The sequence below is a fragment of the Phenylobacterium sp. genome, assembly GCF_036501465.1.
Lineage (GTDB): Bacteria > Pseudomonadota > Alphaproteobacteria > Caulobacterales > Caulobacteraceae > Phenylobacterium.
Map to the genome: position 1 here is coordinate 1 of NZ_DASYAF010000140.1, position 20840 is coordinate 20840.

General features: G+C 69.1%; 20 protein-coding genes, 1 tRNA gene and 2 rRNA genes. 13 read left to right on the forward strand and 10 right to left on the reverse strand.

The window, feature by feature from the left end; translation table 11 throughout:
• The 4 genes from VGL85_RS14880 to VGL85_RS14895 all read left to right on the forward strand — a co-directional run.
• Positions 1-293: ribosomal RNA gene (locus VGL85_RS14880) — 23S ribosomal RNA — on the forward strand; the annotation flags it as partial.
• A 76-nt stretch (positions 294-369) separates the two neighbouring features.
• Positions 370-484 (forward strand): 5S ribosomal RNA (rrf, locus tag VGL85_RS14885).
• Positions 485-543: 59 nt separating this feature from the next.
• A tRNA-Met gene (locus VGL85_RS14890) sits at positions 544-620 on the forward strand.
• Positions 621-748: 128 nt separating this feature from the next.
• Complete coding sequence (locus VGL85_RS14895; protein ID WP_331589742.1) at positions 749-1192, forward strand: AraC family ligand binding domain-containing protein; 444 nt, start codon at positions 749-751, stop codon at positions 1190-1192.
• Between the two features lie 3 nt (positions 1193-1195).
• Here VGL85_RS14895 and VGL85_RS14900 read toward each other — a convergent pair whose 3' ends face one another.
• Positions 1196-2239, reverse strand: coding sequence for an acetamidase/formamidase family protein (locus VGL85_RS14900; RefSeq protein ID WP_331589743.1), 1044 nt, complete (start codon positions 2237-2239; stop codon positions 1196-1198).
• 185 nt (positions 2240-2424) lie between these two features.
• Here VGL85_RS14900 and VGL85_RS14905 point away from each other — a divergent pair, with 185 nt between their 5' ends.
• On the forward strand, positions 2425-2898 hold the full coding sequence (locus VGL85_RS14905; protein WP_331589744.1) for an SRPBCC family protein: 474 nt from the start codon (positions 2425-2427) through the stop codon (positions 2896-2898).
• Positions 2899-2909: 11 nt separating this feature from the next.
• On the opposite strand, the gene VGL85_RS14910 is transcribed toward VGL85_RS14905, so the two are convergent.
• Positions 2910-5156 carry an ATP-binding protein gene (locus VGL85_RS14910; protein WP_331589745.1) on the reverse strand — a complete coding sequence of 749 codons (2247 nt, stop codon included), beginning with the start codon at positions 5154-5156 and terminating at the stop codon, positions 2910-2912.
• Positions 5157-5350: 194 nt separating this feature from the next.
• Here VGL85_RS14910 and VGL85_RS14915 point away from each other — a divergent pair, with 194 nt between their 5' ends.
• Complete coding sequence (locus tag VGL85_RS14915) at positions 5351-7171, forward strand: NAD(P)/FAD-dependent oxidoreductase (RefSeq protein WP_331589746.1); 1821 nt, start codon at positions 5351-5353, stop codon at positions 7169-7171.
• A gap of 9 nt (positions 7172-7180) precedes the next feature.
• Here the strand turns inward: VGL85_RS14915 and VGL85_RS14920 are convergent, their stop codons facing one another.
• Entirely contained in the window at positions 7181-8200 is a 1020-nt protein-coding gene (locus VGL85_RS14920) for a hypothetical protein (RefSeq protein ID WP_331589747.1), read from the reverse strand.
• A gap of 98 nt (positions 8201-8298) precedes the next feature.
• On the opposite strand from VGL85_RS14920, the gene VGL85_RS14925 reads away from it, so the two are divergent.
• Positions 8299-9108: an enoyl-CoA hydratase/isomerase family protein gene (locus tag VGL85_RS14925; protein ID WP_331589748.1), complete on the forward strand. Its 810-nt coding sequence runs from the start codon at positions 8299-8301 to the stop codon at positions 9106-9108.
• Here the strand turns inward: VGL85_RS14925 and VGL85_RS14930 are convergent.
• The 5 genes from VGL85_RS14930 to VGL85_RS14950 are packed head-to-tail and all read right to left on the reverse strand — an operon-like array spanning position 9095 to position 12315.
• Positions 9095-9571 carry a GNAT family N-acetyltransferase gene (locus tag VGL85_RS14930; protein WP_331589749.1) on the reverse strand — a complete coding sequence of 159 codons (477 nt, stop codon included), beginning with the start codon at positions 9569-9571 and terminating at the stop codon, positions 9095-9097. The genes VGL85_RS14925 and VGL85_RS14930 overlap by 14 nt on opposite strands.
• A gap of 8 nt (positions 9572-9579) precedes the next feature.
• Complete coding sequence (locus tag VGL85_RS14935) at positions 9580-9969, reverse strand: cupin domain-containing protein (RefSeq protein ID WP_331589750.1); 390 nt, start codon at positions 9967-9969, stop codon at positions 9580-9582.
• Between the two features lie 30 nt (positions 9970-9999).
• A complete protein-coding gene (locus tag VGL85_RS14940; protein WP_331589751.1) occupies positions 10000-10770 on the reverse strand; it encodes an SDR family oxidoreductase in 771 nt (256 codons plus the stop codon).
• Positions 10767-11498: an SDR family NAD(P)-dependent oxidoreductase gene (locus VGL85_RS14945; RefSeq protein ID WP_331589752.1), complete on the reverse strand. Its 732-nt coding sequence runs from the start codon at positions 11496-11498 to the stop codon at positions 10767-10769. The genes VGL85_RS14940 and VGL85_RS14945 overlap by 4 nt, the downstream gene beginning before the upstream one ends.
• 4 nt (positions 11499-11502) lie before the next feature.
• Positions 11503-12315, reverse strand: a complete 813-nt coding sequence (locus VGL85_RS14950; protein ID WP_331589753.1) for an enoyl-CoA hydratase/isomerase family protein — start codon at positions 12313-12315, stop codon at positions 11503-11505.
• Positions 12316-12434: 119 nt separating this feature from the next.
• Here VGL85_RS14950 and VGL85_RS14955 point away from each other — a divergent pair, with 119 nt between their 5' ends.
• The 5 genes from VGL85_RS14955 to VGL85_RS14975 are packed head-to-tail and all read left to right on the forward strand — an operon-like array spanning position 12435 to position 16590.
• On the forward strand, positions 12435-13403 hold the full coding sequence (locus VGL85_RS14955; RefSeq protein ID WP_331589754.1) for an alpha/beta hydrolase: 969 nt from the start codon (positions 12435-12437) through the stop codon (positions 13401-13403).
• Positions 13403-14200 carry an enoyl-CoA hydratase/isomerase family protein gene (locus VGL85_RS14960; RefSeq protein ID WP_331589755.1) on the forward strand — a complete coding sequence of 266 codons (798 nt, stop codon included), beginning with the start codon at positions 13403-13405 and terminating at the stop codon, positions 14198-14200. Before VGL85_RS14955 ends, VGL85_RS14960 begins: the two co-directional genes overlap by 1 nt.
• Positions 14200-14847 carry a glutathione S-transferase gene (locus VGL85_RS14965; protein ID WP_331589756.1) on the forward strand — a complete coding sequence of 216 codons (648 nt, stop codon included), beginning with the start codon at positions 14200-14202 and terminating at the stop codon, positions 14845-14847. The genes VGL85_RS14960 and VGL85_RS14965 overlap by 1 nt, the downstream gene beginning before the upstream one ends.
• A 10-nt stretch (positions 14848-14857) precedes the next feature.
• Complete coding sequence (locus VGL85_RS14970; protein WP_331589757.1) at positions 14858-15766, forward strand: glutathione S-transferase family protein; 909 nt, start codon at positions 14858-14860, stop codon at positions 15764-15766.
• 17 nt (positions 15767-15783) lie between these two features.
• Positions 15784-16590, forward strand: a complete 807-nt coding sequence (locus VGL85_RS14975; RefSeq protein ID WP_331589758.1) for a crotonase/enoyl-CoA hydratase family protein — start codon at positions 15784-15786, stop codon at positions 16588-16590.
• 6 nt (positions 16591-16596) lie between these two features.
• On the opposite strand, the gene VGL85_RS14980 is transcribed toward VGL85_RS14975, so the two are convergent.
• Entirely contained in the window at positions 16597-17358 is a 762-nt protein-coding gene (locus VGL85_RS14980) for an SDR family oxidoreductase (protein WP_331589759.1), read from the reverse strand.
• Positions 17359-17419: 61 nt separating this feature from the next.
• Between VGL85_RS14980 and VGL85_RS14985 the strand changes: the two genes are divergently transcribed.
• Positions 17420-19444 (forward strand): TonB-dependent receptor, encoded by a 2025-nt coding sequence (locus VGL85_RS14985; RefSeq protein ID WP_331589760.1) that lies wholly within the window; start codon positions 17420-17422, stop codon positions 19442-19444.
• Here the strand turns inward: VGL85_RS14985 and VGL85_RS14990 are convergent.
• Positions 19441-20661, reverse strand: a complete 1221-nt coding sequence (locus VGL85_RS14990; protein ID WP_331589761.1) for an LLM class flavin-dependent oxidoreductase — start codon at positions 20659-20661, stop codon at positions 19441-19443. The two genes, VGL85_RS14985 and VGL85_RS14990, sit on opposite strands and share 4 nt — an antisense overlap.
• Positions 20662-20840: the final 179 nt, after the last annotated feature.

A 20840-nucleotide genomic window follows, 5' to 3' on the forward strand; every position in this document is an offset into this window, starting at 1 on the left:
CGTGAGACAGTTTGGTCCCTATCTGCCGTGGGTGTACGAAGCTTGAGAGGATCTGTCCCTAGTACGAGAGGACCGGGATGGACACACCTCTGGTGGACCTGTCGTGGCGCCAGCCGCGCAGCAGGGTAGCTAAGTGTGGACAAGATAACCGCTGAAAGCATCTAAGCGGGAAACTTACCTCAAAACAAGGCTTCGCCGAGAGCCGTGGTAGACCACCACGTTGATAGGCCAGATGTGGAAGCGCCGCGAGGCGTGCAGCTTACTGGTACTAATCGCTCGATCGGCTTGATCGTTCTTAGCAAAATTCATGCTTCGCTTGGGTTTTACCTGAGCAGCAATGATGTCTTCTCTTCACATCCGCTTCGTTGACCTGGTGGTTTTGCCGGGGGGTCCCCACCCGATCCCATTCCGAACTCGGTCGTTAAGCCCCTCTGGGCCGATGGTACTTCGTCTTAAGGCGCGGGAGAGTAGGTCGCCGCCAGGTCTACCAAGCGGATGTGAGATCCAAGACCCTTCAATTCACGATGCCAGCTTTCGCTTTGCCGCGGGGTGGAGCAGCCCGGTAGCTCGTCAGGCTCATAACCTGAAGGTCACAGGTTCAAATCCTGTCCCCGCACCCAAGTTCGAAACGGCCCCTGCGCGAGCAGGGGCCGTTTTCGTTTCCGCCCCAGCCGCTATGATCCTCTCCACCAATCGGGAGGAGGGCGCGACTTTGAGTATTCGCACACATTTTTACTTGACCGGCTGCGTGCTGGCCTTGACGGCCGGCGCGGCTGTCGCTCAGCCAAGCAACACCGCCGTCTACGTCTCCGCCGCCCAGGTCGCGGCGCTCTCGGCCAGGACCAAGGACGGGATCGCCACCGCGCCAGTCCCGACGGGGCCGGGGGTGGTCCTGCTGTCGGCCCATCGCGACGCCGACGGCCAGGTGGAGGTGCACGACCGGCTGGCCGACGAGCTCATCGTCCAGGCGGGCCAAGCCACCGAGTTGATCGGCGGGAGCGTCGCTGGCAACAAGCAGACCGCGCCCGGCGAATGGCGCGGCGGCAAGATCGCCGGCGCCCGCAGCTATCCGCTCGGGCCCGGCGACGTGTTGTGGATCCCGCCCGGAACGCCGCACCAGACCCTGGTCCCGAAGGGCGGCGACATCCGCTACCTGGCGTTCAAGTTCGCAGCCCCGGCGCCGTCGAAATAGCGGCTACTTCGCGAAGATCGCCTTGGGCATCATCACGTGGACGGCCTTGTTGCGGTCCACCACCTCGGTGATGTCCACGTCGCCGGCGACGCTGGTCAGCATGTAGGCGTCGTCCTTCGACAGGCCCTTATGGGCGACCAGGAAGTCGACCATGTTGCGCACCGCCTTGACGGTGGCCACGGCCAGGTCGTCGTCGAAGCCCATGGCGATGTAGTGGGTCGGCGTCTCGGCGCGCGGGTAGGGCAGTTTCTCGCCCTTATGGACGATGAACTGGAAGGTCCCGACCAGGGAGGTTTCCATGGCGGTCACATCCACCTCGCCGTTGCCCTGGCCGGCGTGGCCGTCGCCGACGTTGAAATAGGCGCCCTTCACGAACACCGGCAGGAAAAGGGTGGTCCCGGCGACCAGTTCCTTGTTGTCCATGTTGCCGCCGATGATGGTCGGCGGCGTGGAGTCCCAGCGGCCCATGGCCGGCGGCGGGGCCACGCCCATGCTGCCGAAGAAGGGATGCAGCGGGATGGTGACGCCCGGGCCGAAGTTGGCGATCATCCTGTTGCGGTCCAGCGGGATGATCTTGGTGCGCCGGTACAGGAAGTCGTCGCGCAGCAGGCCGTTGGCGGGACCGAAGCCGTTGTAGGCGTAGGGGATCGCCAGATCGATCTTCAGGATGCGGATTTCCAGGGTGTCGCCGGGCTCCGCGCCATCCACGACGATCGGGCCGGTCAACACGTGGCCGCCAGGCCCACGGGCGGAAGCCGGCACATGCTCGTAGACGTCCTTCAGCGCCGGCTCGATCTGGTCGTCCGGCACGCCGTTGGCCTTCAGGCCGGCCGGGCTGTTGGTCAGCACGGTATGCACCGCGACGGTATCGCCCGACTTGATGGTCAGCGCCGGCTTGTCCTTCGAGTCATAGTGGCCCCAGGCCACCGTGGAAGGCGTGGGCTCGAGCGTGTAGGCGGCCCCGAGCGCCGGCGTGGCGGCAATCAACGCGGCGGCGGCCGCCCCGGCCGCAAGGGTCCCGGCGGCGGGCAGGAAGCGGTCGAACATGTGAAGTCCCCGTGCGCCGAATACGCCGGCGCGGGCCGACTATTGGGCGAGGCCCGCGGCGACGCAAGACAAGCTTACGCCTAGGGAAGCTGGCCGTGGAAACCGGAACGAATTTCGCCGCCGATGTCGGCGCGGCTGGCGTAACGCCGTCTTCCAGGTGAACATCTTCCCGGAGGACCCAAGCCATGGCCAACGACAGCTTCCGTTTCGAACGCTCGATCCACATCGACGCTCCGCCGTCGGCGGTCTATCCGCACATCGACGACTTCCACGCCTGGGCGGCCTGGTCGCCGTTCGAGAAGATGGATAGCGACCTGCAGAAGACCTATTCGGGCGCAGCCCGCGGGGTGGGCGCGCAATACGCCTGGGTGGGCAAGAAGGCGGGCTCGGGCAGCATGGAGATCACGCAGGCCATCGCGCCGTCCAAGGTAGTGATCGACCTGAAGTTCACCAAGCCGTTCAAGGCGAACAACGTGGCCGAGTTCACCGTCGCCGCGGATGGCGCGGGCAGCAAGGTCACCTGGGCGATGAGCGGCCCGCTGACCTTGGTGAGCAAGCTGATGCACGCGGTCTTCCCGATGGACAAGATGCTCGGGCCGCAGTTCGACGACGGCCTGCGCGCGCTGAAGGGCCTGGCGGAAAAGGCGCCGGTCGCCTGAGAAGGGCGGGCCTAGACCGCGATCCGCACGATCTCGGTGAGCAGTTGGGCGGGCGAGAAGGGCTTGGGCACGAAGCCGTTCATGCCGGCGGCGTGATAGGCCGCCTGGTGATGGGTCATGACATCGGCGGTGAGCGCCACGATCGGCGTCTCGCAGGACGGTGCGGGGAGGCCGCGGATGCGGCGCGTGGCCTCCAGCCCGTCCATGCCGGGCATGTTCACGTCCATCAGGATCAGGTCGTAGCCGCCCTCAGCGGCCAGGGCGATGGCGGCCTCGCCGCTGTCGGCGGTTTCGGCGGCGGCGCCCAGCGCCTCCAGCGATTTCAGGCCCACCAGGCGATTGGTGCGGTTGTCGTCGACGATCAGCACCTTCAGTCCGGCCAGCGGCGCCTCGCCGCCCTCGACCACGGGCGCGGCCGCGGCGGCCGGCGCCGGCGGCGCGGCGATCTCGAACCAGAAGGTCGAGCCCACGCCCTCGGCGGACTCGAAGCCCATTTCGCCGCCCATCATCTCGGCCAGGCTGCGGGAAATGGCGAGGCCAAGGCCGGTGCCGCCGAACTTGCGGTCGGGGCCGGTGTGGGCCTGCTGGAACCGGTCGAAGAGCGCGGCCTTGGCATGCTCGGGCACACCCACGCCGGTGTCCTGCACCTCGACGCGCAGCTTGCGGTCCGCGCCGTCGTGGTAGCTCATCCGCACCTCCACCCCGCCGGCCTGGGTGAACTTCACGGCGTTGCCGATGACGTTGAACAGGCACTGGCGCAGGCGGATCGGGTCGATCATCGCCCAGCGGCCGTCGTCGGCGGCCGGCCCCACGGCGCGCAGGTAGAGGTTCTTGTTGTCGGCCTGCGGCTGCAGCAGGGCCACGACGCTGCCCATCACCGCCGCCGGATCGGTGGGCGCGGGCGTCACGTCCAGCTTGCCGGCCTCCATCTTGGAGAAGTCCAGCACGTCGTCGATCAGCTGGGCCAGCATGTCGCTGCAGGCCAGGGCCTCGCCCAGCAGGTCGCGGCCTTCCGCCGTCAGCTGCTCGCGCTTCAAAAGGTTCAGCACGCCCACGATGCCGTTCATCGGGGTGCGGATTTCGTGCGAGACCGACGCCAGGAAACTCGACTTCGAGGCCGTGGCGGATTCGGCCAGCACGCGGGCCTCGTTCAGCGCCAGTTCCTGCTGCTTCTGCTCGTCGATGTCGATCACCAGGCCCACGCCGCGCAGCGGGGCGCCGGCCGCGTCATATTCCGTCTGCCAGTAGAGGCGCACCCAGAGCGGGCCTTCCGGCTTCATCAGCCGCGCATCGACGCCCGGAGAATGGGCGCCGGCCTCCACGATGGCGTTGTAGGCGCGCACCCGCTCCTGGTCGTCCGGATGATAGATGGCCACGGAATCGACGGCGGCGGCCACCAGGATCTCGTCGCCGACCAGGGCGCGCAGCTCCTGCGAGAACCAGTACCGGCCAGCCACGTAGTCATAGCCCAGCACCCCGGCCCTGGCGCTGGTGAGGGCGAGCTTGAGCTGCTGGGCGCCGGCGTTGGCCTCGTCGCGCGCCTGGGCCAGGTCGGTGACGTTCTGGCTTAGGCCATACATCTCGTAGAGGCCGGACTTCAGCTTGCGGCCGGAACGGTAGAGCACCCGCAGGTGGCGCCAGCCGCCGTCGCCGGTGCGGTAGCGCATGTCGGCCTCGGCCGAGCCCTCCTCGGTGGTCAGGCGCTCGCGGATGGCGTCGTCGATCGCCACGTCGTCGGGGTGCTGGATGAGGCGCAGGTTCGCGACCGGCACCGGTTCCTGGATCCGGGCGTGGCCCAGGGCGAGCTCGGTGGGGAAATGGTAGACCTGGGCTTCCGGGTCGAAGCGCCAGACGCCCACCTCGGCGTCATGCATCAGCCGGCCGCGTGCGGCGAAGTCGGCCTTCATCCGCTCCAGCACCGAGCGTTCGCCCGTGACGTCCACCAACACCGCCAGGATCCGGTCCCCGGCTTCCTGCAGGTCCAGGCGCAGCCAGCGCGGCCCGTCGGCGCACTGGAACAGGAAGGTCTGCACGCCTTCGCCCTCGGGCGCCTCCAGCGCCACGGCCCGGACCCGCTGGCCGAACGGTTCGTGGATCAGGCTGGCGGCGGGCACGCCGAGCAATTCGGCGAACGCGGCGTTGGCGTCCTGGATGGCGAGGTCGCGGTCGAGCACCGCCATGGGGATCGGCAGGGCGTCGAATCCCCAACCGGCAGCCCCACCCGAGGCGGGGTCCTTCGTGGCATGCACAGCGGCCATGCGGCACCATCGCCCGATCAGGTTAAGGTCTTCCTCCCAAAACCCCGGTTTTTACGCTGTAATGAATGGGCTCGCGGCGACCAAATTTCGAATATTGGGTATGCTTCTGCGCACGCGTGACGCCTTGATTGTCGTGGCGTCATCTCTAGCTTGATGCGTCAAACGCTTGTTCGAACCGGGCGAGGAGCCGACGCATGACCGAAACCCTGGATCCCGCCCCCGCGCCCGCCGAGGACCTGGGGTTCGATCCCGAGGCGCTGCGCGCCAGGTATCGGGCCGAGCGCGACAAGCGGCTGCGTCGGGAAGGCAACGCGCAGTACCGCGAGATCGCAGGCGACTTCGCCCACTACCTGGACGACCCCTATGTGACGCCGGGCTTCTCGCGCGCGACGCTGACCGACGAGGTCGAGGTGGTGGTGGTCGGCGGCGGGTTCGGCGGCCTGCTCACCGGCGCCAGGCTGCGCGAAGCGGGCATCGAGGACATCCGCCTGATCGAGAAGGGCGGCGACTTCGGCGGCACCTGGTACTGGAACCGCTATCCCGGCGCGGCCTGCGACGTGGAGAGCTACATCTACCTGCCGCTGCTCGAAGAGATCGGCTTCATGCCGAAGGAGAAGTACACCCCGGCGCCGGAGATCCTGGCGCACTGCCGGGCCATCGGCGAGCACTTCGACCTCTACAAGGGCGCCCTGTTCCAGACCGAGGTCACCAAGCTGACCTGGGACGAGGCGACCGCGCGCTGGATCGTCGAGACCAGCCGCGGCGACCGCCTACGGGCGCAGTTCGTGGTGATGGCCAACGGGCCGCTGCACCGGCCGAAGCTTCCCGGCATTCCCGGCGTGGAGACCTACAAGGGGCATTCCTTCCACACCAGCCGATGGGATTATGACTACACCGGCGGCTCGCCGCAGGGCGGCCTCACCGGCCTGGCGGGCAAGCGGGTGGGCGTGATCGGCACCGGGGCGACGGCGGTGCAATGCGTGCCGCACCTGGGCGCCGGCGCGGGCGAGCTTTACGTCTTCCAGCGCACGCCTTCGTCCATCGACGTGCGCAACAACCGGCCCACCGACCCGGACTGGGCGAAGGCGCTGAAGCCCGGCTGGCAGCAGGAGCGGATGGACAATTTCACCGTCCTGACCAGCGGCGGCTTCCAGGCCGAGGACCTGGTGAAGGACGGCTGGACCGACATCATCGGCAACATCCTGCTGCTCGCCCGCAAGCAGGCGGAGGCCGGCCAGGCCATCGGCAATCCCGCCGACCTGATGCAGCTCGCCGACTTCAAGAAGATGGAGCAGGTGCGCGCCCGGGTGGACGGCGTGGTCGCCGATCCGAAGACCGCCGAGGCGTTGAAGCCCTACTACAACCAGTTCTGCAAGCGGCCGTGCTTCCACGACGAATATCTGCAGACCTTCAACCGGCCGAACGTGCATCTGGTGGACACCCAGGGCCGCGGCGTCGAGCGGATCACCGAAAAGGGAATTGTGGCGGGCGGCGTCGAGTACGAACTGGACTGCATCATCTACGCCACCGGCTTCGAGGTCGGCACGTCCTATACGCGGCGCTCGGGCTACGAACTCTACGGCCGCGGCGGCCAGACGCTGACGCAGAAGTGGGCGGACGGCGTCTCGACCCTGCACGGCCTCTATTCGCGCGGCTTCCCGAATGTCTTCATCATCTCCAACACTCAGTCCGGCTTCTCGGTGAATTTCCCGCACATGATCAACGAGCAGGCCCGGCACATCGGCTATGTGCTGGGTCACGCCGCGGCGCGGCAGGTGCGGCTGATCGAGGCCAGCCAGGAGGCCGAGGACGCCTGGGTGCAGACCATCATCGACCTGTCGCTGATGCGCCAGAAGTTCCTCGAGGAGTGCACGCCCGGCTACTACAACAACGAGGGCAATGTGCAGGCCATCAGCGCCCGCAACGGCTCCTATGGCGCGGGCCCGGTGGCCTTCGCCAAGCTGCTGGCCGACTGGCGCGAAGCCGGCGATCTCAAGGGGCTGGAGTTGAACTAAGTCGGTTCTTCAGCGTCCGCTCACGTCCACGGCTTCGATCTTCTTGCCTTCCTTCTCCGCCTGGCGGGCGCCGGCGAGGATGCCCGGCAGGGCGTAGTTGCCCTCATGGCAGGCGTATTCGTAGACCGGCCCCTTGGTGGCGTTCATCGGCATCTCGGCCTTCCACACCTGGGTGTAGACGGCCGGGTCGTCGACCTCGAAGCGGTAGAGGATCTGAGTCGGCGAGACGCGGGTGAAGCGCTCGGTCACCTTGGCGGCCGGTGACAGCAGGATCGAATTGTCGAAATAGGGCCGCAGGCTCTCGCCCGGATTGAAGTTGGTGGTCTCGACCACCAGGGTGTCGCCCTCCCACCAGCCGATGCTGTCGCCCATCCAGGGGCGCATGAAGTTGGGCAGGTGCTGCCTGGTGTTCAGCCGCACGATGCGCACGTCGTGGTTCATCTCGACCAGGATGGCCACCGAGTCCTTCGACTGAACGATCTGATAGTTGTTGTTATACAAGACGTTGAGCATTGGCGGGCCGGCCGTGGAGCCAAAGCCCAGCATGCAGCGTTCGCCGAGCGGGCGGTTCTCCGGCCCGTCCCAGCTGTTGCGGGCCTTGCGGAGCGTGTCGACGTAGAGCTTGTGGCCGGCGTCGCTGTAGGGCAGGCGGCCGTCGGCGGGATCGATGATCCACGAGGTGCGCACCTGGCCGTTGATGCGGCCGAGCGAGACGCCTGGATCGGTCCAGGAGGCGTTGTAGCCGCCGGGGTCGTTGCCGGCCGGCGGCGCGCCGGACTTGGGATCGGTGGGCTTGTCGGCGCGAGCGCGGGCCTCGGCGCGGCGCTTCTCCACATCCGTGGCCTGGGCCTCGGTCAGGGTGAGCGTCTTGAACATCGCCGGCCGCTGCAGGCTGGTGAGCGAGGCGTTGGTCCAGGTGCCCTGCAAGTCGGGCTGGCCGAAGCCGTTCTTCGGCGCGTGGTAGTCGGCCGCCGCAGCGGACGGAACTATCAGGGCGGCGGCGAGCGCCAGCCCGAGTGCGTTGCGCATCTTCGCTCCCCATCGGTTTGCGGCGAGTGTTCGCCCGCCGGGCTCGGCTGGCAAGCGAAGTCCTGTATCGTTCCCGCCAGGTGGTCGAGGAGGCAAGCATGGACGCGCTGTTCGAAGGCGGCTGGACCCACATCGCGGTCAGCCGGCGCGAGGCGGTGGTCGAGGTCGCCCTCGCCCGGACCGAGGCGCGCAACGCCCTGAACGGTCCCTTGATGGAGGAGTTGACCGAGGCGGCGCGGTTGCTGCGCCTGCGCACCGACATCCAGGCGGTGATCCTTACCGGGACCGACAGCTACTTCTCCGCCGGGGCGGATATCTCGGCCAGCCAGGCGCGGGCGGGGACGGGCGCGCTGCTGGAGGCGCGCCGCGCGGTGATGGCCGGGCCGGACCTGTGCCGGGCCTGGGAGGAGATCGAGGCGGTGACCATCGTCGCCATTGAGGGCTACTGCATCGGCGGCGCCTCGGCGCTGGCGGTCTCCTGCGACTTCCGGGTGATGGGCAAGAGCGCCTACATGCGCCTGCCGGAGGTCCCGCTCGGCATGAACATGAGCTGGCGGACGCTTCCCAAGCTGGTCGCCCTGGCCGGGCCTTCGCGCGCCAAGCAATATGTGATGTTCGGCGAGGCGGCCGACGCGACCCGCTGCCTCGACTGGGGCTTTGCCGACGAGGTCGTGGACGATGGCCAGGCGCTCGCCGCCGCCAGGGTCTGGGCCGACAAGGTCACGGCCCTGCCGCCGCTGCCGGTGCGGATGACCAAGGAGGCGATCAACGGCATCGCCGCGACGGGCGCCCAGGCGTCCATCTACATGGACCGCGACCAGTATCTGCTGGCCAGCCGGACCAATGACTACCGCGAGGGGATCGCCGCGTTCCGGGAGAAACGGAAGGGAAAGTTCAAGGGCGACTGAGCGGCTTCGCCAGAAGCAGGGTGGTGAGCCCGCTGTCCCATTCGCGGTCGGGATAGCGGTCGGCCTCCACATAGCCGCGCTTGGCGTAGAAAGCCTGGCTAGGCCGGTTGAAGGTGTCGGTCTCCAGTCGCGCCTGTGGGTGTCCGGCCTTGGCGATCTCGGCCTCCGCGAGGTCCATCAGGCGTGCGCCCAGGCCCTGGCGCGCATGGCTGGCGCGGACGTGCAGCGCGTTCACGAAGTCGCCGTCCCAATCGACGAAACCCACGACCTCGCCGTCGACCTCGGCGACATGGAAGAGAGGACCCCGTTCGCCGACGTAAGCCGTAGGCCGATCCTCGCGCAGGAACGCCTGCGCCGCAGCCTCGGTGATCTGTGGCCGCCAGGCGCTGGCGAAGGTGTCGTGCAGGATCGCGCACAACGCGGCGGCGTCATCCGCTCCGGCGGAGCGAAGGGTGAGCGCCACTCCGCGCCTCAGGGATCGGGCGTGGTCAGCACCGTGCCCTTGGGGGCCACGAACACCACCAGGAACTCGGCGGGCTCGGTGGCGCTGCCGTTGCGGCTGACCACATGGTGGGCGCCGGGGTTCTCGATCCAGCTGTCGCCCACATGCCAGGTGTGCTCGGGCTCGCCCTCCACCTGGCTGACCACGGTCCCCTTCAGCACATAGGCGACCAGGAAGCCGCCGTGGTGGTGCGGGTGGCCGATCTGGCCGGGCGCCAGCGTGACCTTGACTTCGGTCATCTGCAGGCCACCGGCGTTTGGAATCTCGCGGGTCATGATGGCCTGGGCGGCGGCGGGCGCCGCAAAGCCGGCCAAGGCGGCTGCCAGGGCGGTGGCGAGGAGGGCGGTGCGAAGTCTCATGAGGCGCCTTTCACGGGTTGGGCTCGAACGTCAGGCGTTGCGCGCCATCAGGCCGCCGTCGACGGGGATGGTCGCGCCGGTGATGTAGGAGGCGGCGGGCAGGCAGAGGGAGAGCGTCATCTGCGCCACCTCCTCCGGGCGGCCGTAGCGGCGCAGAGCCGTGCGGCGGCGCGCGAAGGTTTCCTTGTCACCAGCCGGAATCGCTTCGGTCATGCCGGTGAGGATCGGGCCCGGGCAGATGCAATTGACCGTGATCCCCTCGGGGCCCAACTCCACGGCCAATGCGCGGGTGAGGCCGGTGACGCCCGCCTTGGCGGCGGCGTAGGGGCTGTCGCGGCTGGTGGCGCCCAGGGCTTCGGTCGAGGCGATGTTGACGATGCGCGGGCTCGCGGAGCGGCGCAGATGCGGCAGGGCGGCGCGGACGATCCGCTGTTGGGCGGTCAGCAGCACGCCAAGCGCGCGTGTCCACACATGCTCGTAATCATCGGAATCTATAGGTGAAAAAGCGCTGATCCCAGCGTTGTTGACCACCATGTCCAGCCCGCCGAACCGCGCCGCGGCGGCGGCGACCACGGTCTTGACGGCCGCGCTGTCGGAGACGTCCAGCATCCAGGCCTCGGCGCTCATGCCGCGATGAACCAGGTCGTCGGCGACCTCGCGCACCGCCTCGCCGGCGATATCGCTGAGCGCCACGTGGGCGCCCTCGGCGGCGAACACCTCGGCGGTGGCGCGGCCCATGCCGCTGGCCGCGCCGGTGATGAAGGCCACCAGCCCTTCGATGCTGCGACCCGGCGCGCTCACAGCGACAGCCCTCCATCCACGATCAGGGTCTGGCCCACCACATAGGCCGCCAGCGGCGAGGCCAGGAACAGGGCCGCGCCCGCCATGTCGGCCGGGGTGCCCATGCGGCCGAGCGGGATGGCCCGCAGGGACGCGGCCAATCGGTCGGGATGTTCGGTGGTGACCTTGGTGAGCTTGGTGTCCACCAGGCCGGGCGCCAGGCCCACGACCCGGATCCCGTCCCGCGCCCAGGCCTCGCCAAGCGTCTTGGTCAGGCTGACCGCGCCCGCCTTCGACGCCGCATAGGCCGGGTTGCCGCGGTTGGCGGTGAAGCCCGAGACCGAGCTTACGACGATGATCACCCCCTTCCGCTGGGCGAGCGTGTCGTGGAAGCGGTTGGCGCAGGCCATCAGGCTGTCGAGGTTGACGGCCATCACCTGATCCCAGCCCTCGGGTTCGAACTCCCCGCGCCGATAGACCACCGTGCCCTGGCAGAGCACCAACACGTCCAGCGCCGGCGGCCCGACCGCCGCGGCGATCTGGGCGCGGTCGCCGACGTCGACCTGGGCGTAGGCCAGGCCGTCCAGGTCGGAGCCCTCGACGCATTCGTAGTCCTCGGCCGTGGCCCGGGTGCCCCAGACGTGGACCGCCGCGCCGCGTTCGGCGAAGGCGTGGGCGACGCCGTTGCCGATGCCGCTGGAGCCGCCCACCACCAGCACCGCCTTCTTGCTGAAATCGAGCTCGTTCATGCGCTTAGCGGCCTTCAAAGAGGGGCGGGCGCTTCTCCAGGAAGCTGGCGACGCCCTCGCGGTGATCGTGGGTCTGCATCAGACGGCGGATCTCGCCGATCGCCCAGGCGCCGATCTCCTGCGGATCGCCGTAGGCGGTGCGCTGCAGGCCCGCCTTCAAGCTTTGGACGGCGAGCGGCGGGTTGGCGGCGATGAGGGCGGCCAGATCGTGGGCGCGGGGCAGGAGGTCGGCGTGGGCGACAACCTCGCTGACCAGGCCGATGCGCAGGGCCTCGGCCGCGTCGATGACGTCGCCGGTGAACAGCAGCTCGGCGGCCTTGGCGGGGCCGACGATGGCCGGCAGGCGATAGAAGCCGCCCACGTCGCAGGGCAGGCCCCGCTTGACGAACAGCTCGGCGAAACGGGCGGCTTCCGAGGCGATGCGGATGTCGGCGAACAGCGCCAGCTCCATGCCCCAGCCGACGGCGGCGCCATTGACAGCGGCGATCACCGGCTTCGCGCAGGCCAGGGCCGCCATGGCCGCGGGCGTGGGCCGCGACGCCTGGGCGGCCGGCGCCTTCGACGCCGCCTTCGGTCCGGCCATGATCTCGGCCACGTCGTCGCCGGAGCAGAAGGCGGGGTCGGCGCCGGTGACCACGACACAGCGCACCTCCGGATCGGCGGAGGCCAGGCGGAACGCCTGCTCCAACTCGTCATAGGCCTGGTAGTTGAGCGCGTTGCGCCGGTGCGGCCGGTTGAGCGTGATCCGCGCGACATGATCGGCCACCGCGCAGGCCACCGTCTCGAACCCGGCGGCCGTCTTCATCATGGGCGCCATCGCTCATCCTCCCGCACGGACGATGCCGACAGCGCGCTCGCCGGGTCAACGCTGACGCGAGGTGATGCTTGCCGTGCGCGTCAGGACGGGGAACATGGACGCCACAGGGAGCCGCAGCCATGCCCGAATTCAGCACCATCGACGCCGGCCAGGCGCAGATCCGCGTGGCCACCGAGGGCGAGGGGCCGCTGGTCCTGATGGTCCATGGCTTTCCGGAGAGCTGGTACAGCTGGCGTCACCAGATCGGGCCGATCGCCCGGGCCGGCTTCACAGCCGCGGCCATCGACGTGCGCGGCTACGGCGGCTCCGACAAGCCGGGCGACGTGGCGGCCTACAGCATGGAGGCGATCACCGCCGACGTGGCGGGCGTGGCCAAGGCGCTGCAGCCGGACGCCCCGGCGATCCTCATCGGCCACGACTGGGGCGCGCCGATCGTCTGGAACTCCGGCCTGTCGCGGCCGGACAGCTACAAGGCCATCGCCGGCCTGTCGGTGGCCTATTCCGGTGTGCCGAACCGGCCCTTCACCGAGATCTTCAAGGAGGCCTTCACCGACAAGGGGATCTTCTTCTATCAGGCCTGGTACCAGGACGTGGGGCCGGCGGAGGCGGAGGCCGAGGCCGACGTGCGCGGCTACCTGCGCAAGTTCTACTATGGCGCCAGCGGCGATGCGCCCCGGGGCCAGTCACCGCTCAAGAAACACGGCGCGACCATGCTGGAAGGCATGATCGACCCCGAGGTTTTCCCCGCCTGGCTGAGCCCCGCCGACCTCGACTACTACGTGGACCAGTTCGAGGGCTCCGGCTTCTTCGGGCCGCTCAGCCGCTATCGCAACCACGAGCGCGACTTCGCCTGGCTGCAGCAGTTCAAGGGCCGCACGCTCGACATGCCGACCCTGCTGATCGGCGGTGACAAGGACCCGGCCTTCAACGGCTTCGGCCGCATCGCCGACCCGGGCGCGATGATGAAGACCCATGTCACCGACCTGCGCGGCGTCCACGTCCTGCCCGGCTGCGGTCATTGGACCCAGCAGGAGCGGCCGCAGGAGGTCACCGATATCATGATCCCGTGGCTGAAGGCTGTCGCCTGATGGCCGACCTGGAGCTGCGGCAGGAGGGCGAGGTCGTCTGGGCGACGATGAACCGGCCGGGGCGGCTGAACGCGCTGTCGCGCGGCCTGGTGACCGAGCTGCGCGAATTCTTCGTGGGCCTCTATTGGCGGCGCGACGTCCGCGTTGTGGTGCTGAGCGGCGCCGGCGAGGCCTTCTGCGCCGGCCTGGACCTGAAGGAGCGTGGCGACCCGCAGGCCCGCGGCTCGGTGGGCGCAGGCCTGACGCGGCAGCGGGAGATCAGCGAGATCGTCATCGCCATGCGCCGCTGCCCGCAGCCGATCGTGGCCTGCGTGAACGGGGCGGCGGCCGGCGGCGGCTTTGCGCTGGCGCTGGCAAGCGACGTGCGGATCGCCGCGCCGGAAGCGCGGATGAACGCCGCCTTCATCCGCATCGGCCTGTCGGCCTGCGACATCGGGGTGAGCTATTTCCTGCCGCGGATGGTGGGCTCCTCGGTGGCCGCCGAATACATGCTGACCGGCCGCTTCATCGACGCCGAGCGCGCCTATCAACTGGGCCTGGTCAGCCGGGTCGTCCCGCGCGAGCAGATGGCGAGCGAGGCGCAGGGCTTCGTGGACGACATGCTGCACGCCACCCCGCTCGGCCTTCGGCTCACCAAGGAGGCGCTGAACCACGCCATCGACGCCCAGGGGCTGGAGGCGGCGATCGCCATGGAAGACCGCAACCAGATCCTGGCCAGCCAGGACGGCGACTTCCAGGAGGGCGTGCGCGCCTTCCTGGAGAAGCGGCCGCCGGTCTACGAGACGCGGGAGGGCTGATGGCGATCAAGCTCTACCACTGCGTCGACGCGCGCTCATTCCGCCCGCTCTGGGCGCTGGAGGAGCTGGGTCTTTCGTATGAGTTGGTGGTGATGCCGTTCCCGCCGCGCTATCGGGCCAAGGAATTCATGGCGGTGAACCCGCTGGGCACCATCCCGGCGATGCGGGACGGCGAAACCTTCATGACCGAGTCCGCCGCCATCGTGCAGTACCTGGCGACCCGCGACGGGCCCACGGCGCTCAGCGTCGAGCCGGGCGATCCCGCCTATGGCGCCTGGCTGAACTGGCTGCACCAGGGGGAGGCGACGCTGACCTTCCCGCAGACGCTCGTCCTGCGCTATCGGCAGTTCGAGCCCGGCAAGGCCGAGGTGGTGGCCGACGACTACGCCAAGTGGTTCCTGGCGCGCCTGCGGGCCGTGGACCGGGTGGTCGAGACCGACGAATTCCTCTGCGCGGGGCGGTTCACGGCGGCGGACATCTCGGTCGGCTACGCCCTGCTGCTGGCGGCCCAGCTTGGGCTCGACGCCGAATTCAAGCCACAGACACAGGCCTATTGGGACCGGCTGCAGGCGCGCCCGGCGTTTCAGGCCGCCAAGGCCGCCCAGGTCCGCCACGCGCCCGCCGGATCGGAGACCATGGCCACATGATTGGGGCGACATGAGCGAGATCATCCTGCACCACTACGACACCTCGCCCTTTTCGGAGAAGGTGCGGATCATGCTGGGCGTCAAGGCGCTGAACTGGCGCTCGGTGATCCAGCCGGTGATCATGCCGAAGCCGGATCTGGTCCCGCTGACCGGCGGCTACCGGCGCATCCCGGTGCTGCAGATCGGCGCGGACGTCTATTGCGACACCCAGGTGATCCTGGCCGAGCTGGATGCTCGCCATCCCAGGCCGCCGGTGGTGAAGGGCGCCGACTGGGCGGTGAACCTCTGGGCCGACCGTCTGTTCTTCCAGACCACGGTGGCGGTGGTGTTCGGCGAAATCGGCGACAATGTCCCGCAGGCGTTCCGCGACGACCGCGAGAAGCTGTCCGGCCGGCCGTTCGACATCGAGGCGATGAAGGCGGTGGCGGGTCCCATGCGCGGCCAGTGGCGGGCCCACGCCGCCTGGATCGAGCGCGGCCTGGGCAACCACGACTTCCTCGGCGGATCAACGCCTTCGCTCGCCGATATCGCCGCCTACATGAACATCTGGTGGCTGGGCCGCGCGGCGCCGGGCCCAGCGGCTAGTCTGCTGGAGGGCCTGACCAAGACCATCGGCTGGCGAGCGCGGATGGAGGCCCTGGGACATGGGCGGCGTGAGGAGATGGCGCCCGCCGAGGCGCTGGAGGCCGCGCGAGCGGCCACGCCGGCCAACCCGCCGCCCAGCGACCCCCACGACCCCTCCGGCCTGGCGCCTGGCGCCATGGTGGCGGTGCGCGCCGACGACTATGGCCGCGACCCGATCGAGGGGCGGCTGGTCGCCATCAACGCCGAGCGGATCGTGGTCGCCCGCGAGGCCGGCGAACTCGACCTGATCCATGTGCACTTCCCGCGCGCCGGCTATGGCGTGAGCGCGGCCTGACACGACTGGAGGCTTCGATGAACGACCGCGTGAGCGTGGAGATCAAGGACGGCGTCGCCGACGTGCGCCTGGTCCGCGCCGACAAGATGAACGCCCTCGACAACGCCATGTTCGCCGCCCTGGTGGAGACCGGCGAGCGGCTGAAGACCGAGCAAGGCGTCCGCTGCGTAGTGCTGTCCGGCGAGGGCCGCGCCTTCTGCGCCGGGCTCGACATGGGCAATTTCGCCCAGATGGCCTCGGGCGACGGACGCCGCTCGTCGGAGGCGCTGGTGACGACCAGGCGCACGCCCGGCGGCGCCAATCACGCCCAGCAGGCCTGCATGGTCTGGCGCGAGATCCCGGTTCCGGTGATCGGCGCGATCCACGGGGTGGCGTTCGGCGGCGGCTTCCAGCTGGCGCTGGGCTGCGACATCCGTCTGGTCACCGCCGACGTGAAACTGGCGGTGCTGGAGATCAAATGGGGCCTGGTGCCCGATATGGCTGGCATCGTGTTGATGCGCGGCCTGGTTCGCGACGACGTGGCGCGCGAACTCACCTTCACCGGCCGCATCTTCGGCGGCGAGGAGGCGGTGGCCATGGGCCTGGCGACCCGGGTCTGCGCCGATCCCAGGGCCGAGGCGCTGGCCATGGCCGCCGAGATCGCGGCAAAGAACCCCGACGCCATCCGCGCCGGCAAGCGGCTGCTGAACATGGCGGCCGAGTCCGACCAGCCCGCCATCCTGCTCGCCGAAAGCCGGGAACAGGGCGCGCTGATCGGCTCGCCCAACCAGATCGAGGCGGTGATGTCGAACCTGCAGAAGCGGGCGGCGAACTACGCCGACTAGGCCCGCCTAGCCGCGCCCGATGAACGGCATGTCGGTGGCCATCACCGTCATGAACTGCACGTTGGCGTCGAGCGGCAGGCCGGCCATGTAGCGCACCGCCTCGGCGACGGCGGCGACGTCCATGGTGGGCTCCGCAGCGATGGAGCCGTCGGCCTGCATGACGCCCCCGCTCATGCGTTGCGTCATCTCGGTGGCGGCGTTGCCGATGTCGATCTGGCCGCAGGCAATGCCGTAGGCGCGGCCGTCCAGGGAGGTGGAGCGGGTGAGGCCGGTGATGGCGTGCTTGGTGGCGGTGTAGGCGACCGAACGCGGCCTGGGGACATGGGCCGAGATCGAGCCGTTGTTGATGATCCGGCCGCCCTTCGGATCCTGGTCCTTCATCAGCCGGAACGCGGCCTGGGTGCAGAGGAAGGCGCCGGTGAGGTTGATGTCGACCACCCGCTTCCAGTGGTCGAAGGAAAGCTCTTCCAGCGGAACGGGCGGGGCGCCGGTCCCGGCGTTGTTGAACAGCAGGTCCAGGCGGCCGAAGCGAGCCTTGGCCGTGTCGAACAGTCCGGTCACCGCCTCGGGATCGGCGACGTCGGCGGCGTGGGCCAGGGCGCGGCCGGCGGCGTCGCCGGCCAGGGCCCGGGTTTCCTCCAGGCGCTCGATCCGTCGGCCCGCGAGCGCCACCGACCAGCCGTCGGCCAGTAGCGCCAGGGACACAGCGCGGCCGATACCGCTGCCCGCACCGGTGACGATGGCGACCTTGGCTGTTGCGCTGTCCATCGACGCTGGATAGCGCTAAGGCCGTCGAAAGCCCAGTATGGGGCTGATAGGGGAGGCATTGATGGTCGACGCTGCGCCGCCGCCGCCCACCACCGTCGAAGTCGTCGTGGTCTACCCGCCGCGCCTCAAGCCGCTGGGCGGCGAGGCGGTGTTCAGCACCGCGCAGATCACGCCCGAGGTGCTGAAGCAATCGCCCCGGCTCGACCAGGCGCTGGAGAGCGTGCCCGGCGCATCCCTGTTCCGCCGCACCACCTCGCTCTCGGCCAACCCGACGACCCAGGGCATCTCGCTGCGCAATATCGCCGGCTCCGCCGCCAGCCGCGCGCTGGTGACCCTGGACGGCGCGCCGGTGAACGACCCGTTCGGCGGCTGGGTGATCTGGACGGCCCTGCCGCCCGAGGGGATCGAGGGCGCCACCGTCGTCCGCGGCGCGGGCGCCGGACCCTACGGCGCGGGCGCGCTCGAGGGCGTCATCAACCTGCAGGAGCGGGCGGCGCGCGACGGCCTGGGTGCGTTCGACGTCTCGGTGGGCGAGCGGGAAGCCTATCGCGCGGCGGTCAGCGGCGGCACCAAGGACATGCTGATCACCGTCTCCGGCGAGAGCAACAATGGCTATGTGCCCGTGCGCGGGCCTGAACAGGGCGCGGCCGACACGCCGCTGGACCTGGAGGACGCCAACGCCTCGGTGCGTTTCCAGCACAGCTTCGGCTCGGTGCAGGCGGCGTTGCGGCTCGAGACCTTCGAAGAGCGCCGCGGCGCGGGCCTGGAGGGCGCGCGCTCCACCGCCAAGGGCGACGCTGAGACCCTGACCCTGGCGCAGCCCGCGGGCGACGGCGTTGGCGGATGGCGACTGCAGGCCTGGGCGCGCGGCAGCAACCTGGCCAACACCTCGGTCGCGGTGGCGGCGGACCGTTCATCCACCACGCCTTCCAACGACGAGTTCGACACGCCGGCGCAGGGCTATGGCCTGAACGCCGCCTGGCAGGGCCGGCAGGGCGGGATGTCCTGGGAACTGGGCGCCGACGGCCGTTGGGCCATGGGCACCGACCATGAGCTCTTCAAGGTCGTGAACAACCAGTACACCATGGGTCGTCAGGTCGGCGGCCAGACCTTCGTGGGCGGAATCTATCTCGACGCCGACTACACACAGGGGCCCTGGCTGGTCACCGGCGGGGCGCGGGTGGACGACTGGACGACCAAGGACGCCCAGCGCAAGGAGTTCGTGCTGGCGAGCGGTGCGGTCACCCTGAACAATCCGACGCCGGACGCCTCGGGCACGGTGCCCACCGGCCGCGTCGGCGTGCGCTATTCGGTGGACGACGACCTGTGGCTGCGCGCGGCCGCCTATGCCGGCTTCCGGGCCCCGACCCTGAACGAACTGAACCGGCCGTTCCGCGTCGGCAACGACATCACCGAGTCCAACCCGCTGCTGCGGCCCGAAAAGCTGGACGGCGTCGAGGTTGGGATCGGCGGCGACGCGTTCGCCGGCGCCAGGTTCAACTGGGCGGGCACGGTGTTCTACAACGTGCTGAAGGACCCGGTGACCAACGTCACCATCGGCAAGGGGCCGGGCATCATTCCGGCGTTGCCGGTCGCGGGCTTCATCGTGGCCGGCGGCACCCTGTTCCAGCGGCAGAACGCGGGCCAGATCAACGCCTGGGGCGTGGAAGGCGACGCCGACGGTGAGGTGTTCACCGCGCTCAGCTGGCGGGCGGCCTTCTCCTACACCCACGCCCGCGTCGACGGAGAGAACGCCGCGCCGCAGCTCACGGGCCTCAAGCCCGCCCAGACGCCGGCCGTGACGGCGACCCTGGGCCTCGACTGGCGCGCGATGGAGAAGCTGACGCTCTCTTCCTTCGTGCGCTACACATCCGACCAGTTCGACGATGACCAGAACACGCGACGCCTGCCGCCGGGCGCCGAATGGGACGGCCGCGCGGCCTGGAGCCTGGGGCCGGGCGAGGAGCTCTACCTGGCCATCGACAACATCGCCGACGCGCACATCTCCACGGGCAAGACGGCCGTCTTCGTCACCAGCTGGGGCGAGCCGCGCACCGTGAAGGTGGGCTTCTCCTACCGGCGCTAGTCCGCCTTGGGCGGCTCCGCGCCCATCGCTCCGGTGATCAGCTGGACGATCTCGGGCCGGATATTCTCCGTGCCCTTCTCCATCATGTGCTGGACGATGCGCGCGCCGACCGCGCCGCGCACCTCGGTGGTGAAGGCCTCCTTGTTTTCCTTCACCCAGGCCATGGAGGCGGTGCGGTTGTCGTTGAGGTTCTGGAATTTCGGGAAGACGTAGCGGGCCATCAGCTCATAGGACTTCCGCGTCGCGTCCCAGGGCGCCCAGTTGTGGGCCATCAGCAGGAAGGCGCCGAAGCCGCCGGACTGGTCGACCAGTTGCTGGAGGCGCTCGGCCGCGTCGTCCGGCGTGCCGATCACCGCCATGCCGGTCTCGACCATGGCCTTCACCGGGTCGTCGCCTTCCGGCACGATCGGCAGGTTGGCGATCTCGCGGAAGTAATAGATCCACTTGTCGAGGCCGAAGCGGATGTCGGCCATGGCCTGTTCACGGGTCTCGGCGATGTGCATCGGCCCGACCAGCCGCCAGGCGGCCCGGTCCATGGCCGTCCCGTGCTCGGCGGCCTGCTCCTCGGCGATCGCCCAGTTGGACGCCAGCGCATTGAAGCCGCCCACCGAGGTCGCGCCCAGCGACAGCAGGCCCAGGCCGTGGCGGCCGGCGGCGCGCGAGCCGGTGGGCGAGACCTGGCTGGCCACCGCCATCTCCACGCTGGGCCGCGAATAGGGCGTCATCTGCAGGCGGGCGCGATCGAGCTCGAACCAGTCGGACTTGTGGGTCACCTCCTCGCCGCGCAGCAGGCGCACCAGCACCGCCAGCGCCTCGTCCATCCGGTCGCGCTGCTTGCCGACCGGAATGCCCATCATGAAGGCGTCGGAGACCAGGGCGCCGGGGCCCACGCCGAACATCACCCGCCCGCGGGTCATGTGGTCAAGCTGGTTGATCCGGTCGGCCAGCATCAGCGGGTGGTGGTAGGGCAGGGACGAGACCCCAGTGCCCAGGCGGATGTGCTTGGTCCGCTCGGCGGCGGCGGCGATGAACACCTCGGGGCTGGCGATCAGCTCGTAGGCGGCGGAGTGGTGCTCGCCGATCCAGGCCTCGTCATAGCCCAGCTGGTCCATCCATTGGACGAGCTCCAGGTCGCGCTGGATGGCCAGGGTCGGGTTCTCGTCGAGGGGATGGAACGGCGCGATGAAGGCGCCGAAACGCAGACGCTGGGGCAGCATGGGCTAAGGATCTCCCGACCGTTTCGGCGAGCTTAGGCGGCGGACGCGGCGGAAAGCCAGGGGCGGGTGACGCTCCCGTAGAAGGAAAAGAATTCACCTCAGATGCGAAATATTCAAATCTGAGTTTTATTAGTCCATTCAATAGTTAATCGGCGAATTCACAGTCTAGTGAAGATCAA

Excerpts from the sequence above, each read along its gene's own strand:
- VGL85_RS14900 (WP_331589743.1), bottom strand. The coding sequence starts at position 2,239 with ATGTTCGACCGCTTCCTGCCCGCCGCCGGGACCCTTGCGGCCGGGGCG.
- VGL85_RS14905 (WP_331589744.1), top strand. The coding sequence starts at position 2,425 with ATGGCCAACGACAGCTTCCGTTTCGAACGCTCGATCCACATCGACGCT.
- VGL85_RS14910 (WP_331589745.1), bottom strand. The coding sequence starts at position 5,156 with ATGGCCGCTGTGCATGCCACGAAGGACCCCGCCTCGGGTGGGGCTGCC.
- VGL85_RS14915 (WP_331589746.1), top strand. The coding sequence starts at position 5,351 with ATGACCGAAACCCTGGATCCCGCCCCCGCGCCCGCCGAGGACCTGGGG.
- VGL85_RS14920 (WP_331589747.1), bottom strand. The coding sequence starts at position 8,200 with ATGCGCAACGCACTCGGGCTGGCGCTCGCCGCCGCCCTGATAGTTCCG.
- VGL85_RS14925 (WP_331589748.1), top strand. The coding sequence starts at position 8,299 with ATGGACGCGCTGTTCGAAGGCGGCTGGACCCACATCGCGGTCAGCCGG.
- VGL85_RS14935 (WP_331589750.1), bottom strand. The coding sequence starts at position 9,969 with ATGAGACTTCGCACCGCCCTCCTCGCCACCGCCCTGGCAGCCGCCTTG.
- VGL85_RS14945 (WP_331589752.1), bottom strand. The coding sequence starts at position 11,498 with ATGAACGAGCTCGATTTCAGCAAGAAGGCGGTGCTGGTGGTGGGCGGC.
- VGL85_RS14950 (WP_331589753.1), bottom strand. The coding sequence starts at position 12,315 with ATGGCGCCCATGATGAAGACGGCCGCCGGGTTCGAGACGGTGGCCTGC.
- VGL85_RS14955 (WP_331589754.1), top strand. The coding sequence starts at position 12,435 with ATGCCCGAATTCAGCACCATCGACGCCGGCCAGGCGCAGATCCGCGTG.
- VGL85_RS14960 (WP_331589755.1), top strand. The coding sequence starts at position 13,403 with ATGGCCGACCTGGAGCTGCGGCAGGAGGGCGAGGTCGTCTGGGCGACG.
- VGL85_RS14965 (WP_331589756.1), top strand. The coding sequence starts at position 14,200 with ATGGCGATCAAGCTCTACCACTGCGTCGACGCGCGCTCATTCCGCCCG.
- VGL85_RS14970 (WP_331589757.1), top strand. The coding sequence starts at position 14,858 with ATGAGCGAGATCATCCTGCACCACTACGACACCTCGCCCTTTTCGGAG.
- VGL85_RS14975 (WP_331589758.1), top strand. The coding sequence starts at position 15,784 with ATGAACGACCGCGTGAGCGTGGAGATCAAGGACGGCGTCGCCGACGTG.
- VGL85_RS14980 (WP_331589759.1), bottom strand. The coding sequence starts at position 17,358 with ATGGACAGCGCAACAGCCAAGGTCGCCATCGTCACCGGTGCGGGCAGC.
- VGL85_RS14985 (WP_331589760.1), top strand. The coding sequence starts at position 17,420 with ATGGTCGACGCTGCGCCGCCGCCGCCCACCACCGTCGAAGTCGTCGTG.
- VGL85_RS14990 (WP_331589761.1), bottom strand. The coding sequence starts at position 20,661 with ATGCTGCCCCAGCGTCTGCGTTTCGGCGCCTTCATCGCGCCGTTCCAT.